General features: G+C 69.5%; 15 protein-coding genes and 3 pseudogenes. 8 read left to right on the top strand and 10 right to left on the bottom strand.

Translation table 11 applies throughout. The annotated features are described in order from the left end of the window. The 3 genes from ACWC09_RS32305 to ACWC09_RS32295 all read left to right on the top strand — a co-directional run. The coding region (locus ACWC09_RS32305) for a CoA-transferase (protein ID WP_450854463.1) at positions 1-348 on the top strand (348 nt) is incomplete at its 5' end. A 72-nt stretch (positions 349-420) separates the two neighbouring features. Further along, positions 421-576 carry a putative quinol monooxygenase gene (locus tag ACWC09_RS32300; protein WP_450854462.1) on the top strand — a complete coding sequence of 52 codons (156 nt, stop codon included), beginning with the start codon at positions 421-423 and terminating at the stop codon, positions 574-576. 225 nt (positions 577-801) lie between these two features. Continuing rightward, complete coding sequence (locus tag ACWC09_RS32295; RefSeq protein ID WP_450854461.1) at positions 802-2,043, top strand: FAD-dependent oxidoreductase; 1,242 nt, start codon at positions 802-804, stop codon at positions 2,041-2,043. A 330-nt stretch (positions 2,044-2,373) separates the two neighbouring features. Here the strand turns inward: ACWC09_RS32295 and ACWC09_RS32290 are convergent. The 7 genes and pseudogenes from ACWC09_RS32290 to ACWC09_RS32260 form a co-directional block, all read right to left on the bottom strand. Further along, a pseudogene (locus tag ACWC09_RS32290) lies at positions 2,374-2,600 on the bottom strand (enoyl-CoA hydratase-related protein); the annotation flags it as partial. A gap of 12 nt (positions 2,601-2,612) precedes the next feature. Further along, a pseudogene (locus ACWC09_RS32285) lies at positions 2,613-2,846 on the bottom strand (MFS transporter); the annotation flags it as partial. A gap of 1,019 nt (positions 2,847-3,865) precedes the next feature. After that, complete coding sequence (locus tag ACWC09_RS32280; protein WP_450854460.1) at positions 3,866-4,465, bottom strand: flavin reductase family protein; 600 nt, start codon at positions 4,463-4,465, stop codon at positions 3,866-3,868. Positions 4,466-5,141: 676 nt separating this feature from the next. After that, a pseudogene (locus ACWC09_RS32275) lies at positions 5,142-5,721 on the bottom strand (maleylacetate reductase); the annotation flags it as partial. Positions 5,722-5,851: 130 nt separating this feature from the next. Continuing rightward, positions 5,852-6,232 carry a nuclear transport factor 2 family protein gene (locus ACWC09_RS32270; protein WP_450854459.1) on the bottom strand — a complete coding sequence of 127 codons (381 nt, stop codon included), beginning with the start codon at positions 6,230-6,232 and terminating at the stop codon, positions 5,852-5,854. A 25-nt stretch (positions 6,233-6,257) separates the two neighbouring features. Further along, positions 6,258-6,407, bottom strand: a complete 150-nt coding sequence (locus ACWC09_RS32265) for a hypothetical protein (protein WP_450854458.1) — start codon at positions 6,405-6,407, stop codon at positions 6,258-6,260. Between the two features lie 418 nt (positions 6,408-6,825). Then, positions 6,826-8,076, bottom strand: coding sequence for an acyl-CoA dehydrogenase family protein (locus ACWC09_RS32260; RefSeq protein WP_450854457.1), 1,251 nt, complete (start codon positions 8,074-8,076; stop codon positions 6,826-6,828). Between the two features lie 309 nt (positions 8,077-8,385). On the opposite strand from ACWC09_RS32260, the gene ACWC09_RS32255 reads away from it, so the two are divergent. The 3 genes from ACWC09_RS32255 to ACWC09_RS32245 all read left to right on the top strand — a co-directional run bounded on the left by ACWC09_RS32255 (position 8,386) and on the right by ACWC09_RS32245 (position 11,259). Further along, positions 8,386-8,868 (top strand): VOC family protein, encoded by a 483-nt coding sequence (locus ACWC09_RS32255; RefSeq protein WP_450854456.1) that lies wholly within the window; start codon positions 8,386-8,388, stop codon positions 8,866-8,868. Positions 8,869-9,012: 144 nt separating this feature from the next. Next, positions 9,013-10,308, top strand: a complete 1,296-nt coding sequence (locus ACWC09_RS32250) for a PucR family transcriptional regulator (protein WP_450854455.1) — start codon at positions 9,013-9,015, stop codon at positions 10,306-10,308. Between the two features lie 336 nt (positions 10,309-10,644). Then, positions 10,645-11,259: a TetR/AcrR family transcriptional regulator gene (locus ACWC09_RS32245; protein ID WP_450854454.1), complete on the top strand. Its 615-nt coding sequence runs from the start codon at positions 10,645-10,647 to the stop codon at positions 11,257-11,259. A gap of 52 nt (positions 11,260-11,311) precedes the next feature. Here the strand turns inward: ACWC09_RS32245 and ACWC09_RS32240 are convergent, their stop codons facing one another. Genes ACWC09_RS32240 through ACWC09_RS32230 form a run of 3 tightly spaced genes read right to left on the bottom strand, consistent with a single transcriptional unit; the run spans position 11,312 to position 14,023 of the window. Then, positions 11,312-11,755 carry a nuclear transport factor 2 family protein gene (locus tag ACWC09_RS32240; RefSeq protein ID WP_450854453.1) on the bottom strand — a complete coding sequence of 148 codons (444 nt, stop codon included), beginning with the start codon at positions 11,753-11,755 and terminating at the stop codon, positions 11,312-11,314. After that, positions 11,752-12,717: a PDR/VanB family oxidoreductase gene (locus ACWC09_RS32235; protein WP_450854452.1), complete on the bottom strand. Its 966-nt coding sequence runs from the start codon at positions 12,715-12,717 to the stop codon at positions 11,752-11,754. Before ACWC09_RS32235 ends, ACWC09_RS32240 begins: the two co-directional genes overlap by 4 nt. A gap of 7 nt (positions 12,718-12,724) precedes the next feature. Continuing rightward, positions 12,725-14,023 (bottom strand): Rieske 2Fe-2S domain-containing protein, encoded by a 1,299-nt coding sequence (locus ACWC09_RS32230; protein ID WP_450854451.1) that lies wholly within the window; start codon positions 14,021-14,023, stop codon positions 12,725-12,727. 470 nt (positions 14,024-14,493) lie between these two features. On the opposite strand from ACWC09_RS32230, the gene ACWC09_RS32225 reads away from it, so the two are divergent. After that, positions 14,494-16,155 carry a GMC family oxidoreductase gene (locus ACWC09_RS32225; RefSeq protein WP_450854450.1) on the top strand — a complete coding sequence of 554 codons (1,662 nt, stop codon included), beginning with the start codon at positions 14,494-14,496 and terminating at the stop codon, positions 16,153-16,155. Next, positions 16,152-16,574 carry a GlcG/HbpS family heme-binding protein gene (locus ACWC09_RS32220; RefSeq protein WP_450854449.1) on the top strand — a complete coding sequence of 141 codons (423 nt, stop codon included), beginning with the start codon at positions 16,152-16,154 and terminating at the stop codon, positions 16,572-16,574. The genes ACWC09_RS32225 and ACWC09_RS32220 overlap by 4 nt, the downstream gene beginning before the upstream one ends. The last annotated feature ends 15 nt before the right edge of the window (positions 16,575-16,589 follow it).

The raw sequence follows: 16,589 nt of genomic DNA, 5'->3' as shown, positions 1-16,589 counted from the left end.
CGACACGACGATCTTCGCGGTACGGCGGCTGCCGGGCGGGCCGGGAGGAAGCGGACGATTGGTGTCCTGAGGCCCGTCTTTGCGGCAGCAGCGGTCCACGGCGCCCGCCGGGTCATCGTCCTGATGGAACACACCGCCAAGGACGGCAGCCCCAAGATTCTCACCGAATGCACTCTGCCCCTCACCGGCGAGCGCTGCGTCCACCGGATCATCACCGATCTCTGCGTCCTCGACGTCACCGAACATGGCCTCGCCCTCGTCGAGACGGCCCCGCACGTGACCATCGAGGACATCGCGGCTCGCACCGGCGTTCCACTGCGCCTGGACAGCTTCACGGCTGCCTGCTGAACCGCTCCTGATGCCTGACGGTTCCGGATGGTGCCGACGACCACGACAACAGGAACATTCATGATCATTTCGATGGGCAGTGCCCGAGCTCTCCCCGGACGAAGGGAGAACCTGATCTCTGCCGCCCGCGAGATGGCCGCTGCCACCCGCGCCAAGGACGGATGCCACTCCTACGGATTCTTCTCCGACATCGACGACGAGGACACGATCGTCAGCCTGGAGATCTAGCGGGATCAGGACGCACTCGAGGCACACACGACCCACCCGCGCACCAAGGAATTCCTGGCGCGCACCGCACAGCCGGTCGAGGGCACTCCCGCCCTCACCATCCACCGGGTGTCCGACTCCGGCTGACACACCGGCGCCCCAGGCCGACCCCCACCGCTCTTGCCCACAGCGCAGCACGCCGGGCCCGGCGAAAACTGCACGACCCATCCCACCGAGGAGCCTCCTGTGCGTACCGCCCCCATCAAGCCCGGTCGCGTCGCCGTCATCGGCGCCGGCCCGGCCGGTATGGCCACCGCCCTGTCGGTGCGCCAGGCCGGCCATGACGTGATCCTGCTGGAGCGCTATCCGCAGGCCCGGCCGGCCGGCAACATCCTCAATCTCTGGCCGGCGCCCATCAAGGCGCTCGGCCTGCTCGGCGTGGACACCACCGATCTCGGTGCGCCCTGCCACACGGAGTTCCGCTCCGCGGCCGGCCGCACCCGGGCACGGGTGAAACTCCCCGAGGACGTGGTGCAGAGATACGGCGGCGGGTTCATCGGTCTGCTCCGGCCGGGACTCTACGAACGGCTGCTCGCCGCACTGCCGCCGGGCATGCTGCAGGTCAATCGCGCGGTGGACGGCTTTGAGCAGGACGAGACCGGCATGCGGCTGCACATGGCCGACGGCGATGTCATCGAGGTCGACGTCGTGGTGGGCGCGGACGGCATCGACTCTCTCGTCCGGCGCACCCTGTGGGGCGATACACCCAAGCGCGAGCACAACCTGCACATCTTCGGCGGGTATACCTTCGACGAGGACGTCCGGGCGGAGAGAGGCCTGTGCGTCATCTCCCACAACCGGACGGTGCAGGGCAGTTGGACCGACATCCGGCACAAGGGTCGCGACGGATTCCAGTGGTGGGTCCTCAGCGCTCACGACGCCCGCCAGGAGTTCACGGGAGACCGGCACGCCACCGCCACAGCGATGGGCGCCGACTTCGCCGCCCCGCTGCCGCAGCTGATCGCCGCCACCGACCCGGAGAACGTGCAGCACTGGGTGTTGCGCGACCGCAAGCCGATCAAGCAGTGGTCGAAGGGCCGGGCCACGCTCGTCGGCGACGCCTCCCACGCCACCTCGCCCTACGCCGCCTACGGTGCCGGGATGGCCACCGAGGACGGCTACTTCCTCGGCCGCCGCCTGGCCGGAGTAGACCTGTCCGACTACACCGCCGTGCGGGCCGCACTCGACGCGTTCGAGGCACCGCGCAAGCCGCACACCGCCCGCCAGGTCCAGCAGGCATGGATGCTGGGCCAGGTTTTCCACCACGCACCGGCACCACTGCGGCACGTACGCGATGCCCTCCTCGACCGCACACCGTTCCTGCAGAAGGTCATCGGGGATTCCTCGGGAGAAATCCTCGCTCAGCTCACTGCTCTCGACGAGACCGAGCATCGCTTCACGGCCCTCCGCAGGCCGAATGCACAGTGACGACCACATCCGGCTCCCGGCCGGAGAAAGCGACATCCACACACTGCCGCCCCAGAGATCACCGCCATGCTGGCCGACCCCATCGACCGTCACCGCCCACCTCGGCACCTGCACCAACTGGTCACCCCTCGAACACGGCCGCCATCGCCGGACCGGTCCGTTACTGACCTTGATGACGTGATGTCAGGAGGCTGACATGCGGCTGTCGCGTTAGGGCCGGTCGCATGATGTATCCGCAAGGGGGCTCATTGCGGAGCGACGGGCCTTTCGCGAGTACGCCGGATGCAGGCGGCCGAGTTATTCGCCCCCGGAAACGGGGCCTGTTCCCTACATCTCGGCGGTCGGCACACCCCTGTCCACCAGACCGATGGCGAGCGCCTCGTCGGAGATGGCATGCCGACCAGGTCCTTGGCCTGGAGTGGCTGATCAGGCGGGCAGCCAAGAAGGATCTGCGGCTGGCCCAGTCTGGCGTCGTCGGCCGGCGATCCGGTGGTCCGCGCAAAGGGCGACTCGCAGCCGCCCCGAGCGTCGTATCCGGTGGTCGGCTTCGGCGGGCGGGGTGGGACGGCTCACCGGCTGCTCGCGGTGGCGGCCACGGCGGCGGCGAGGGCGAGGATGCCGCCGGTGAGGGCGAGGACGGGGTAGCTGGCGGCGGAGTCGACGAGACCGGAGGAGAGGCCCCCGGTGGCGTCGGCGATGGCGATGGAGACGTCGACCATGCTCTGGGTCTTGGCGCGGGTGGCCACCGGCGCGGCGTCGGTGATCATCGCGGTGACGGAGACGAGGCCGAAGCTCCAGCCGAGCGCCGTTGAGCGCCGTGCATCGTGAAGTTGCAGTTCACGGGTCTGGTATGCGTGATGTCCGGGATGCTCGTGCTGACTGCGGCCGGATGACGTCGGCCAAATTGTCGGTCACCGTGAGACTTCGCGGTTCGTCGGTGCATACCCACGCCTTCCCCGCGCCTTCCCGGCGTACCGGCCCGGTGACGGATCGTAAGAGCGGCACGGCGATCGGCGCAGCAGAACCCGACAACGGCTCCGGCCACCCAATCAGACGATCTTCATCGTGGACACCCGCCACCGACCAGCGCGAGCACGGCAAGATGCCCGCACACCACCCCACCTGAGCTGCAAATTTCACGATGCACACTGCTCAATGCACGCCCCTCCCGGTCCATCAGGGTGTTGTTGAGGCCGTGGCGGCTGGCGAACCTCGCGGGAGCGCCCCACTCACTGGAGCGGGTTGGAGAACGCGAAGCTGCGGGCGCCGCCGATGTCGAGGAGCAGGGCGACGGCGCTGCGGAACCAGGCCCCTTCGGCCATTCCCGTGAGCGGTTCCACGGTGCCCGGGGCGGTGAGAGTGCCGATCGGAGCCCGGTACCCGGCCTTTCTTCAGGAGCCAGGTTGCCAGTCCTGCGAAGATCTTCAGGTCGATCGTGAGGTCGTCCGCGGGTACAAGGGCGAATAGGACTTCCCGTGGCTGCCTGACGTCGTCCACCATCCTGAAAGCGGTCAGCGTCCACTGTGCCTGGTGGCCGCAGGAGGCGAACGCCCACCTGCCGGTGAGCCGGTATCCGCCGTCGCCCCCGTCGTCGTTTCGATGGGGACGGACTGGCTGATCGGCGTCGTGTTCCACACATGCTCCCGGAAGAGGAGATCAGGCCATGTGCGGTGATCGTCGGTTTCCCACGTCTGCCTGCCGCATCGGCTGCCGCTTCCGTGGCACTGACTGCGTGGATCGTCATGAAGGAGCTCCTGTTCAGGGCGGCGATCCGCCTGACTTCGGCTCTGGCGCGGTGGGTGTGTATCGAGATGCGATCGCGTTAGTACGCGGCGGGGACCAACTGGGACAGCTCGCTCAGCTGATGCCAGGTCCGGTTGTGGTAAACCAGCGGACCCGAAGCGTCACTTCGGGCGTCGGCGCCCGTCGGCGCATGGTGCGCGTGGGTGGCGTTGACGACGACGAGCGTCGAAGCCCCGACCGTGCAGGTGGCCGCGATCCTCCCCCGGATGCTTACCGGAGCCGCGACGAAGTGCGGCTCGCCGGTCGGCAGCCGGGTCCAAGCGGCGGTGTCCGCGAAGCGGTCCGCTCCGCTCGTCGCGCAAAGACGTGCGAGGTCGACCTGACCGGCCCCCAGTAGGTGTACGACCACGGACGACGACTCCAGGATCGTCGACGTCGACGAAGAGAGGGTCGAGGCGGAGAACACGAGAAGAGGGGGCGTTGCGCTCACCGATATCACCGATGTCGCGGTCAGGGCGACCGGACCTCGGCCGGCGTCAGCGGTCACTACGGCGACGCCGCCCGCATGGTTACGGAACGCCTCGCGGAAACCGTCAGGCGACAGCCCCGGCTCCAGAGAAAGTTCGTCGATCAGCGCGAGGTGCTCTCGCGCCTGCTTGTCATTGGTGAGTTCAGACATCGGCGGCGTCTCCAGTCAACATCGACGAAACGATGTATTCATGGAACGCGAAGGGCCGACCTGCCCTCTTGCCCGATCTCACCAAATTGTCCTTTGCCGATTGCGCCGACGAACCAACGTCTCCTCGAGCGACTGGTTGCGGGGTCAGGGCGGAAGAGTTCGTCTGGGCCGATGACGGCCGCGAGGCGCAACGCGGCGCCCAGTTCGAGTTGCCCGGTCCTGATCTCCAGCCGAGCAGTTCCTCCGTGCGCTTGACGCGACAGATGACGGTCTTCTTGGCCACGAACACAGCGCGAGTCACGTCCTGCGGTCGGCAGTTGGGATTGCAGGTACACCCGCAACGTCTCGCGCAGCACGCGTGGCGTCTCTCCGCTTCCGCTCAGCTTGTTTCACGGTGTCGGGCTCGGTGTCGCCGGGCTCGACCCGTTCCTCCCCGTCCGCGCGGGTGATACGGCTCGCCGTCGTGGGCAGCGGGCCGAAGTTCCGGGTGGACTTGTTGAAGACGCGGTTTTCGTGCCGGTCGCCGCGGCATCTCCACCTCGAGCTCATCGGCCAGGAACTGGCGGGCGAATTCGTTGTCGGCGTCCGCCACAGTCTCGGCTGTGGACGCGATGACCTTGTTCGTGCTTGTCGGCGTCGAACGTGATCCGGCTGCGCCGCTGGGGCGGGCGTGTCCTCAGGCGGTCGGGGGTTGTCCGGACCAGGTGGCGCGCAGGAGGTGGCCGAGGCCGTCCGCGGTCACCTCGCGGGGGTTGGCGTAGGCGTTGGCCAGCGTGACCTGGACGATCCGGTCGATGTCGTCCTCGGCCATGCCGAGTTCGCGCAGGGACCGCGGGGCGCCGAGCCGCCGGCGAGGTCCCACAGGTACGAGGCCGGGTCGGCGGAGGTGCCCAGAGCGCGGCTGAACGCGGCCACCGCCTTGGGCGCCGCGACCTGGTTGTAGGCGAGGGCGTGCGGGAGGACCACGGTGTGGGTGGGGGCGTGGGGCACGTCGAGGGTGCCGCCGAGGGCGTGGCAGAGCTTGTGGTGCAGGGACATGGTGGTGGCCCTGAGGCAGGCGCCGCACAGCCACGGGCCGTACTGGGCACGGGCGCGGGCGTCGAGGTCGGCGCCGTCGGCGACGAGGTCCGGGAGCGCGGCGGTCAGTGCCCGGACGCCTCCTCGGCCATCAGGTCGATGACCGGGGAGGCGTCCGGGGCGTAGAGGGCCTCGACCGCGTGCGCGATGGCGTTCATGCCGCTGCGGGAGAAGTACGGCGTCAGCACCCACGAACTCGCGGAACGACTCGGCATCACGCCGTGTTGGGTCGAGTGTCACGTCGTTCTACGGCGGGGGACGGGAACCGGGGGAAGATCGGAACCACCGGCTCCCGCCCCGCCCCGCCGGTCAGACGCCGTCGTTCTTCGGGATAAGCACGTGCAGCTCCGTGATCAGCCCGTCCGCGTCGACGGTCACGTGCTCGACGCCGCTCTGCGATCCGAGTCGGCCGTCGGCGGCACGCCACGCCGCTATGAAGCGGACCTCGATCGTTCCTTCGTCGAGCACCGTGGTGGTCCACACGTGCTTGCTGTCGGCCATGTCCGAGTAGAGGTTTCGGTAGAACTCCGTGATGTCGGCCAGGCCGGTCACCGGAGGGAGTTCGCCGAACTGCACAGTGGCCTTCGGCGCGAACACCGCCTCAAGCTGCTTCAGTGCTTCGGGCTCGTGCACCGCGCGGTCGATGGTCGTCATGTAGCGGTCGACCACTGTCTCGATCGTCCGAGTCATTCGCTTTCCTCTTTCTGGTGAGATGTCAGCCCATCAGGGCTTTGCCGAGCTTGGCGCCGACCGGGGTGGAGGCGGCGCGGACCAAAGTGCTGCGGGCGATGCGGCCGAAGCGGTTGGCGGGCATGAAGAAGTGCCGCATGAGCAGGGCTTCCTTCTGGTAACGGATGCCGAACAATGGCGCACCCGAGACGCAATGGAAGCCCTGCCACAGCGCCCGGTCGTGAAGGCTGCCGCGATGCCGTTCGCTTCCTGCGGTTCCCGGTCGGCGGGCGGAGACGTGATCGCCACCGGCGACAGGATGGTCGTGGCCGAAGAGGGGCCGCTGTGGCGAGGGCGCTTCCGAGCGCGCGTGCCGGGCTCAGGAGCGAGCGCCTGCAGACGCGACTGTTCGTGCCCGCCAACGGGAGCCGATCTCGCGGCGGCGTCACCGCAACTGCCAGGTGCGCACACGCGAGGCAGAGTCGGACACGTCGACGCCCGACGGCCGAGCGAGGACATTGAGTCTCTGGTAGAGGAGCCATCCACCAGGGGCTTCACCGCATTGTCAGCCCAACTGCCGTGCCCCAGCGGCAGGTTGGAATGGCTCGTTGGCCCTAGATGGTGTTCAAGTCCAGCCCGAAGTGGGCCCTCGCCGTCGTCACGGTGATGACGGGCACGTGCTCCGCGATCTGCGCCTTCGACATCTGCGTCACCAGGAAGTAGTCCTGCAGCGGCAGGCCCTTCCGCGCCACCGAGGAGCCCACCGAGCGGAACAGCAGTTCAGTGGCCTCGTGCGACAGCCGACACGACGCGTACAGCACATTGCCGAGGGCGACCCAGTCCTCGAAGGACGGAAGGTCGCCGCTCAGCCAACGCTCGCCCAGGCGCTCGTAGTCGCGGGCCGCAGTGAGAAGGACCGCCTGCGCGGCGTCGATCGTCGCCCGCGCCTGGCCCCAGATCCTCTGGCCCTCTTCGTGCTTGTACCGCTCGACCAGCGGCGGGTACAGGCGTTTCTTGGTCAGGATGGTCTCCTCATAGGCATCGAGCGCCGCCCACGCCGCACCGACCTGGACAGCCGCGAGCGAAGCCGGATACAGCGGCTGGATCTGGCCCAGATACAAGGGGTTACCGGTGGAACGGGTGCCGTGCGTGCCTTCAGGGAAGTTCGAGAATCCCCACTCGAACAGGGGAGACACCTTCTCGGCCGGGATGAAGACGTCCTCCACGACGACCGTGTTCGACCCGCTCGCGCCGAGGGCCATCGTGGCGTGCGCTCCCCAGTCGTCCCGTACGGTGTAATCGCCGCGCCCGAGGAGAACCACGGCCGGGACGGGGTCACTGCCCTCGGCCAGGATGATCGTGCTCACCATCGCGTGGGTCGAGTACGGGACACCGGACGAGTACGGCCACACCCCCGTGAGGCGGAAACCGCCTTCCGTGGGGACGAGCGCGCCTCGGGGGGTGGCGGAGTGCGGCGCGATGAAGACGCCGTCCTCGCCGAAGGCCTCCCGCACGACCTCCTCCGGAAAGTGCGCGACCAGGGGGATCGTGTGACCGGTCCCCAGGGTCAGGCACCAGCCGATGCCGGGGTCTCCGCGCGAGATCTCGATCATCGTCCGGTAGTACGTCTCCAGGCCGAACTCGTACCCGCCGTACTTCCGCGGCTGCACGATGCGGTAGAAGCCGGCGTCCTCGAACGCCTTGTGGATTTCGGCGGAGTACTTGCCCTCCTCCGCTGCTTTCACGCGATTCTCGCGGAGAGTCGGGCGCATCGCCGCGGCACGGGCGATGACCTGCTGCGGGGTGAGGCCCGGCTCCGGTACCCGGAGATCGCCGATCACAGCGGTTGCGTCGTTCGACGACATCGTCGTTCCCTTCGTCCGCTCCTTCTCACCCGGCCTCGTTGCCGTGGGATGAGGAGTGGATCGAGTCAATCCCCCCACACCCGCGCGTCGCTTGCCCCGATCCGCCAAATCCGGCGCAGCGGATTGCCCCAGGGAGGCAAGCGAAATCGGCGCGCGCCGAACGAGCATGAGAGACGGCTGCTCGACGAACGCGCAGTCCTACGACGAAACGACGGAAGAGTTGGTGACGATGGTCGACGAGGACTTTTCGTACCCACTGGCGGATCGGGCAGCGAGCCTGCACGAGCGGGTCGAAGAAGGGCGCTTCTGATGGCGAGTGTCCAGCACCTGGCCGTACGCGTCTCGGACATCGAGCGCTCCACGAGGTTCTACGTCGAGACATTCGGCGGTAAGGAAGTCCTCCACCCGTACCACACCGGCAAGCAGATGACCGAGATCATCTTCGGTCTGAAGGACACCGACTACCGGATCGGATTCATCGAGCTGCCCGACGGCTTCGGCCTCGAGCTGTTCCAGTTCCTCCCCGATCGCAACCCTACGATCGGCGTGCCGCAGCCGGAGGCGTCGTTCATGCACTTCGCCATCGCCGTCGACGACGTCGAGGCCACGTTGGCGCGTGCAGCGGAGAACGGCGGGGAGAGCTTCGGCGATCCGGCCGGGTGGGCTCCGAGCGACCCCGCGAAATACGCCTACGTCAAGGACCCGGACGGCAACATCCTCGAAGTGAACGACACCACGTGGGAGCGCATCCTGCACTCCGCGATCGAGCTGTACCCCGAGGCCAGGCAATAACATGGGCTGAATCGAAGGGAGGGTCGGAGCACCGTCCCCGCCCCTCCCGCCAGCGCCGCCCCTTCAGCGGGATGCGCGCAGAGAGTGTCCTGCAGGCAGGCCCGACCACCTCGGGCGCTCGCGACGATGCGAGAGGGGATGCGGATGTCCGCCACCGGGTCCTGGGTATGTCGGCTGCACCCCACCGCTCCCCCTGATGAGCTCGAGCCGACCTGCCTCCCGGAGACCTGGAACCGGACCGTTGCCGGCATCGGAATCGGGGCGTCCTCGTGGGCCGTCGAGTTCTGTCACGAGCTCGCGGCGCTCGCAGTCGACCCCGACGTCCTTGCCCTGCGCCGCGCAGAGGCCACGGAAGAGCTGCGCCCCACCGCCGAGGCGGTCGTCATGGAGGCACTGGTGGCTCTTTGCCTCGGCCGGCCGGTCCCCACGACGGTCCCCCCGGAGACCACCCGACAGATCGCCCGAGCGGTGAGACAACGGATTCCGCTCGAGCGCATACTCGCGTTCCAGCGAGCTTCCCATGCTCGCTTCAGCGACGCCCTTGTCTGTGAGTTCCGCCGCCTTGTGCCGGCCGATCAGCAGTCGGAGGGACTCTCCGACCTGTCGCGGTTTCTGGTCGACCTCGTGAGTTCGTTCTCGCTCGCATGCAGCGCCGCATACGCGGCCGAGGAGCAAGCATGGCTCACGAGCATCGACGGCTCGCGTGGGGAGCTGGTCAGGACGCTGCTGCGTGGCGAGCACACGGACCTGGACCCCGCCAAGGTGCTGCGGTACGAGCTCGCGAACCGGACCCATGTCGGCCTGATACTGCGACGCGACGCGCGCGACGACGACGCGGAGCCGGAGGGACTCGATCGGGTCGCCGCCAAGCTTTTGACGCGCATCGGCGCGACCGCGCACCTGGTGATCCCGTCGGACGATCGCGAGGTATGGGCATGGGGCGGGTTCACCGACCCGCGGAGTGCGGCGGTCCGCTCGATCCCCGTGGTGCCGGGTGCCCTGGTCGCGGTCGGTCGCCCATCGCGCGGCCTCGATGGCTTCCGAGCCACGCACGAAGAGGCGAAGGCAGCGGCCCGCGTCACGCTGTACTCGGCCGCCCGCTCACGCGGCCGCACAGTCTTCTTCGAGGACGTCCGGCTCGCGGCGTTGCTCACCTCGGACCCGGAGCGGGCGCAGGACTTCGTCCGGGACGAGCTCAAAGCCCTGGGACATCCGCGAGAGGCGCTGCTCCGGGAGACCGTACGCGTCTACCTCGAATGCAACTGCAGCCCCGCGACAGCAGCGGCGCGGCTCGACGTGGTGAAGAACACCGTCGTGTACCGCATCCGACGCGCTGAAGAGATGCTGGGACGGAGCGTCAAAGAACAGCAGGGCATTCTGTGGGCGGCGCTCCATCTCGTCGACGTCGTCGACCCCGTGGAGTCGCAGTATTCGGCCTGACGGCGGAGCGCACAGGCGGTGCGCCGTAGCGCCCACTGATCAAACGGTTCGTGCAGCAGTCCGCCGGTACGCCGACAGCGGGGGCCGCGTCATCGAGGGCACGTGGAGCCGGGTGCCCGTCGACTGCAAGCAAACAGGTACTGCCCCGCCGACCCACGACCGTTGCCGCGGTGGTGAGCACAACGGACACCGCAAGTAGTTGGCCTGTCCAACAAGGCCGCCGGTAAGGTCGTCCATGTGACAGGGGAAGAGGCGACATCAGGAAAGTCGGGAGCGGCGTCCGGCAGGCAGCAGCGCCGGAGGCACCCCGATGATCCCGGTCGTCAGCGCGACCCGGTGGGCACGCGGCGGGCCATTCTGGCCGCCGCCGGCGCGGAGTTCGCCGCCCACGGATTCGACGGGGCCCGGGTCGTGCGGATCGCGGAGTCGGCCGGCGTCAGCCATCAGCTGATCACCTACTACTTCGGGGGCAAGCGCGGGCTGTACGAGGCGCTGAGCGATCAGTGGCTCGAGGAGTCCATGCGCGTCAGCCAGGCCCGTACCTTCGCGGATGCCGCGCGGCGCTACGTCCACTGGGCGCATGAGGACCCCGCGTGGGTGCACACGCTGACGCGCGAAGAGCCCGGCACGCGCCCGCCCGCCGAGGACGAGCGGGCCGCCGAGCTGTTCAAGCACGTCGAGGAACTCCGCGAGCGGCAGGCGCGCGGTGAATTCCGGAGCGACCTCGACGTGGGGGCTGTGGCCCTCGTCTTCTTCGCCGCCTCGATCGCTCCGGTGGCCATCCCGTGGATCGCCCGTGAACTCGGCCAACAGGATCCAGAATCACCGGAGTTCATCGACCACTACGCGGAGCAGGTGGGCCGGATCGTCTCCGCGCTCGCCGAAGCGACAACAGCGACACAGGCGGGACAGGACGAGAGCTCGCCGGTGGACGGCGAGCCCCAGCCCTGACGACCACCGGAGCCCCGACCGGATCCTCGGGTTCCGGGAGTCCGTGCGCCGCTCAGCCGGGCGGGAGCCGCCGGGCCATCTGGAGGTGCGCCAGCTGCCGGCCGCCCGACGGGGAGCGCACCCAGACCCGGGTGACGGCGGCCTGGATGACGAACGGGGTGAGCTCGGGCACGAAGGCGACCCGCATCTCCTGGAGACAGCTGACCACGGCCGTGGTGCCGAAGCGCTGGACGGTCACGTCATGGGTGTCCACCTGACTGGTGCGGCCCAGGCGTGCCGCGTACCGCAACCAGTCGTCGACGCCGTGGATGTGGCCCACCGCCGAGTGCACGATCACGCAGTCGGGATGCATCAGGGCACGGAGCGCCGGTTCCGGGTCCGGGAGGGTCTGTGCGGCGAGCCAGGAGGCCTCGGCCTCCTCGACCGTGGCGGGAACGGAGGCGGGGACGGGGGCAGCGGCATCGAGGGCTTCTGCCGCGGTCGATGAGGTGGTCACAGTTCCAGCTCCAGGATCGGGGACTTCGACCGGGACGAGCACGGGGTGAACAGACCCTCCCCGCGCTCTTCGTCGGTCAGGACGTCGTCCCGGTGGTCGGGCTCACCGGCGCGCACCCGCACGATGCATTCGCCGCAGATGCCCTGTCCGCACGAGTTGGGCGCCTCGACGCCGTTCGCCAGCAGGACGTCCAGGACGCTCTGGTCCTCGGGAACGAGGTACTCCGCTCCCGTGGAGGACAGGCGCACGGTGAATCCGCCCTCCCCTCCCCCGCCGGGCTCGGCCGCGACCGGGGGCGAGGCGCTGAAGCGCTCCTTGTGCAGGGCGGACGCGGGCCATCCGAGCTCGGCCGCCCGCCCCAGCGCGTAGTCCATGAACCCGCCGGGGCCGCAGACGTAGACCGCGGTCCCGGGAGCAGGGTCCCCCAAGTCGCTTCCCAGATCCAGGCGTTGCTCCGGGGGCTCGTCGTCGAAGTGGAGGGTGACCCGCGGGTGGTTCTCCAGGTCGGCGAGGAAGGCGGCCTCGCTCCGGCTGCGCGCGCAGTAGTGCAGGTGGTAGTCGCCCCCCGTGGCGTCGAGGCTCTGGGCCATCGACAGCAGCGGGGTGATGCCGATGCCGCCCGCGAGAAGCACGTGCCGGCGCGCGGACGTCAGGCCGAAGCGGTTACGCGGTGCGGCGATGCGCAGCGTGTCGCCCTCGGCGAGGGCGTGCATGGCGCGTGAACCGCCGCGCGAGGCGGGCTCGTCGAGGACCGCGAGCCGGTACTGCTTGCGGATGCCCGGTGGTCCGCACAGGGAGTACTGCCGGATCAGTCCCGCCGTACCGACCTGTACGTCGATGTGGGCGCCCGGCTCGTACTCCCACAGTTCGTCGCCGTCGGCCCGGGCGAGGTCGAAGACCGCGATTCTCGGCGTGGCGTCGTACCGGGCCACGACGACCGCGTCCGTCCAGGTGGTGCTCACGCTCCGGTCACGCCCCTGCCGCCGTGGGCCCTGCCACCCGGTCCGTCCCCGTGGGCGCCTCCGGCCGGGTGACGAGGCCGGCCTCCACACGGCGGACCGGCTCGCCGGGGGTGGCGACGCCGAGCGGGGTGCGTCCGGCCTCGACGTCGTCCAGCATCGTGCGCAGCATGCGCCGGAGCATGACGACGCCCTTGTCGGACGGCGCCAGGGTCTCTTCGGAGTGCTGGGTGATGGGGCCCTGTGACCACTGGGCCTCGTAGTCGCCGGGGAAGCGCTGCTTCTCCTCCTCGCTCAGCTGCCAGCCGTCCTTGCCGTTCTGCTTGATGCCGAACATGAAGGACGTGGCCCGCTCGGGGTCGGCGGAGCGGATGGAGAAGACCAGCCGGTGGTGGGTGTCGTCGGCGGGGACGACCCAGATCAGCATGTCGTTGCGCACGTCGGGGGTCGAGCGGATGAAGTCGGGCAGGGCGATGATGTTGGGCAGCATGCACTCCACCGACCACTCCAGGTCGACGGGTGCGCCACCGTCGCCCTCGGTGTCCTGGTAGCGCCAGACGTACTTCACGCCGTTGTCGGTGCGGTGGTATGTGGTGCGCTCGGCGGCGGTGCGGTGGTCGTAGTAGTGCTCGGGGAAGCCGGTCGTACCGGTGCCCTGGAACTGGAACCCGCTGTGGTTGGAGTGCAGCCACGCCGCGTGCACGGGGTCGACGGCGTTCTCGAACAGCTGGAGCCAGTTGTAGTCCTGCTCCAGACCGATGACCTCGGCGCCGGGCACCATCCAGCTGGTGTGGTAGCTCTCTCCCTCGCCCAAGGGTTCGAGGCTGTCGTAGCGCGGCAGCGGGGGCTTGAGCTCGGGCGGGCCCATGTAGACGAAGACCAGGCCGTAGGCCTCCTCCACCGGATACCACGGCTGACGTGCGAGATTGCGGCGCTTGCCGCCGTCGAGTTCGCAGGCCTGGTCCAGGCAGTGGCCCTGCACGTCGAACTTCCAGCCGTGGTAGCAGCAGCGGATGCCGTCCTCCTCGACGCGACCGTAGAAGAGGCTGCTGCCGCGGTGCGCGCACCGCTCGAAGACGACGCCGGGGCGGCCCCGGCCGTCCCGGAAGACGATCAGGTTCTCGCCCAGCAGGCGCACGCGGTGCGGAACGTCACTGGTCAGGGCGGTGGAGCTGGCGATCGGCTGCCAGTGGCGGCGCAGCGCCTCGCCCATCGGGGTGCCGGGGCCGACCTCGGTCAGGCGGGCGTCGTGGGAGGAGGGCTTACGGCCGTAGCCGGTTCCCGTGTCGGGCACGGTCGTGTCGGTCATGTGGACCATATCTCCTCGGCGTTGAGGCAGTGGGGACGCGTGTACGCGGGCTGTTCGAGGGGGTCGGACAGCCCGCGGTCGAGGCTGCTTCGCGCTGTCGCGAGGCGTTACGGGACGAGCGTGCGGCGGCTCTCCGGCACGCTCGGACAGGGACGGACAGGCACGGCGAGCGGTGTGCGCCCCTGAGGCGTTTCATGCCGTTGTACGGCTCTGATGAAAAACTGTCAATGGCCCCGACCTGGTTTGATGAATTACTTGCAGACCCCTGTCGGATCGCCGGACGCCCTTGTTACGGTGACCCGGCACCGAGGTGACGCCCCGCTCGCGGACTTGGCCGCACCTCGCGACAACACCTGAGAACGTGCCGAGCCGGCGACCGCCTCCCCGCGATTTTCCGCAGCTCCTCCAGCGCGCGTTACCTCCAGAGCCGAAGGAGACGAGATGTCCGGACCCAGCGCAGGACCCTCCGTATGAGCGCCGGGCACGGCGCCGAGTACGACTACGTCGTCGTCGGCGCGGGTACGGCCGGCTGCGTCCTCGCCGCGCGCCTGTCCGCGGACACCGGGACACGGGTGCTGCTGATCGAGGCCGGCCCGCCCGCGGACCGCGATCTGCTCGTTCAACTCCCCCTCGGGGTCGGGCTGCTGTCGGGACGCAAGGACATCGGCTGGGGTTACGAGTCGGAGCCCGAACCGGGCCTGAACGGCAGGCGTATCCCCGTCCCGCGGGGCCGGCTGGTCGGCGGCACCGGATCGATCAACGGCTCGACCCATGTCCGCGCGCACCGCCTCGACTACGACGACTGGGTCAAGTCCGGTGCGACAGGCTGGGGTTGGGATGACCTGCTGCCGTACTTCCGCCGCTCGGAGAGCAGTTGGCGCGGGGACACCGAGCACCACGGCGGGGACGGACCCGTCACCGTGTCGACCACCGTCCGGCGAGGTCCCTTCGGCCGCCGTCTGGACCGCGCCGCCCGATCGCTGGGCATCGAGTTCCCCGACGACACCCAGAGTGGGGACCCCACCGGAGCAGGCCAGGTCGAAAACGCCATCCACCGTGGGCGACGGCACAGCACCGCCGCCGCGTACCTGCGCCCGGCGCTGCGGCGACGCCCCGGCCTCGCCCTGCTCACCGGGGTGCTGGTGGACACGCTCGTGCTCAACCGGGGACGCGTGACGGGCGTCAGTGTCGCGAAGGGCGGACAGAGCCGGGTGATCCGGGCCGCCCGCGAGGTCGTGGTCTGCGCGGGTGTCTACAACTCGCCGCAGCTGCTGATGCGTTCGGGCATCGGACCGGCGGATCACCTGCGCGAGCACGACATCGAACCGGTGGCGGACCTGGCCGGCGTCGGCGCCAACCTCCAGGACCACCCGGCGGCTCCCGTGCTGTTCGACGTCAGGGATCCGGTGACCTTCCACGAGCACCTGCGCGCCGACCGCGCGGCGGTGGGCGCGCTCCGCTGGCTGCTCACGGGGAACGGTCCGCTGGCCGGGATGCCCGAGTTCCTCTCCGCGTACATTCGCACCCGCCCCGACCTGGACCGTCCCGACGGGTTCCTCGGCATCCTGGCCGGCGGTTTCGACGCCCGGCCGTGGTTCCCCGGCATCCGGCCGCTGAAGGACCGGCACTGCGTGGCCCTCAACGCCGTCGCGACCCCCCGCAGCCGCGGCGAGGTCAGGCTGGGCTCCGCCGACCCGGCCGCCCCGCCGCGGATCACGTTCAACCTGCTCACCGAGCCGGAGGACGTCGCCGCGCTGCGGGAAACCGTGCGCACCACGCTGGCCCTCCTGCGCAGCCCGGAGGTCTCCCCGATGATCCGGGCGGAGCTCGCACCGGGCCCCGACGTGCGCACCGACGCCGACTTCGAGCGCTATCTGCGCGAGACCGGTTACTCCGCCAACCACGCCTGCGGCACGTGCGCCATCGGAACCTCCGAGACCGCGGTCGTCGACCCCGAGCTGCGGGTGCGCGGCATCGACGGACTCCGTGTCGTCGACGCGTCGGTCCTGCCGACCGTGCCCGGCGCGAACATCAACGCCACCGTCATCGCCGTGGCGGAGAAGGCCTCGGACCTGATCCGCGCGATCCCGGCAGCCTCCGGTGCCCCGCTCCATGAGAGGACCGCGGGATGAGGGAACCGCTGTCGTACGCCATCGCGCACAAGGCGGCCGAGGCCGCGCTGGACGCGGCCCGGGCCGAGGGGGCGCGGATCTGCGTGGCGGTCGTCAACCGCAGCGGCATCACCAAGGTGCTGCTCAGCGACGACGGAGTCGGCCCCATCGGGATCGAGACCGCGCGCCGCAAGGCCTACACCGCCGCCGTCACCGGCGTGCCGACCTCGAAGTTCGCCGCTTTCGCCGCGTCACCCGCGATGGCGGTCGCGCCCGTGCACCACGTCGACGCCGGCCTCCTCGGCGTACCGGGCGGGGTGCCCATCACCGTGGACGACGGCGAGGTCATCGGTGCCGTCGGCGTCGGCGGAGCCGACGCCGAGACCGACGAACGACTCGCCTCCCGCGCCCTGGAAGGCCTGAAGGACCTGACCGCGTGAGCGGCTCTGCCACCC

The sequence above is a fragment of the Streptomyces sp. NPDC001617 genome (assembly GCF_053596855.1).
Note: the sequence above shows the minus strand (reverse complement) of the source record. Positions and strands in the feature narration are given on the sequence as shown.

Coding starts and splice junctions, on each gene's coding strand:
- ACWC09_RS32300 (WP_450854462.1), top strand. CDS start 421: ATGGGCAGTGCCCGAGCTCTCCCCGGACGAAGGGAGAACCTGATCTCT.
- ACWC09_RS32270 (WP_450854459.1), bottom strand. CDS start 6,232: ATGACTCGGACGATCGAGACAGTGGTCGACCGCTACATGACGACCATC.
- ACWC09_RS32220 (WP_450854449.1), top strand. CDS start 16,152: ATGAGGGAACCGCTGTCGTACGCCATCGCGCACAAGGCGGCCGAGGCC.
- ACWC09_RS32225 (WP_450854450.1), top strand. CDS start 14,494: ATGAGCGCCGGGCACGGCGCCGAGTACGACTACGTCGTCGTCGGCGCG.
- ACWC09_RS32280 (WP_450854460.1), bottom strand. CDS start 4,465: ATGTCTGAACTCACCAATGACAAGCAGGCGCGAGAGCACCTCGCGCTG.
- ACWC09_RS32255 (WP_450854456.1), top strand. CDS start 8,386: ATGGCGAGTGTCCAGCACCTGGCCGTACGCGTCTCGGACATCGAGCGC.
- ACWC09_RS32250 (WP_450854455.1), top strand. CDS start 9,013: ATGTCCGCCACCGGGTCCTGGGTATGTCGGCTGCACCCCACCGCTCCC.
- ACWC09_RS32260 (WP_450854457.1), bottom strand. CDS start 8,076: ATGTCGTCGAACGACGCAACCGCTGTGATCGGCGATCTCCGGGTACCG.
- ACWC09_RS32230 (WP_450854451.1), bottom strand. CDS start 14,023: ATGACCGACACGACCGTGCCCGACACGGGAACCGGCTACGGCCGTAAG.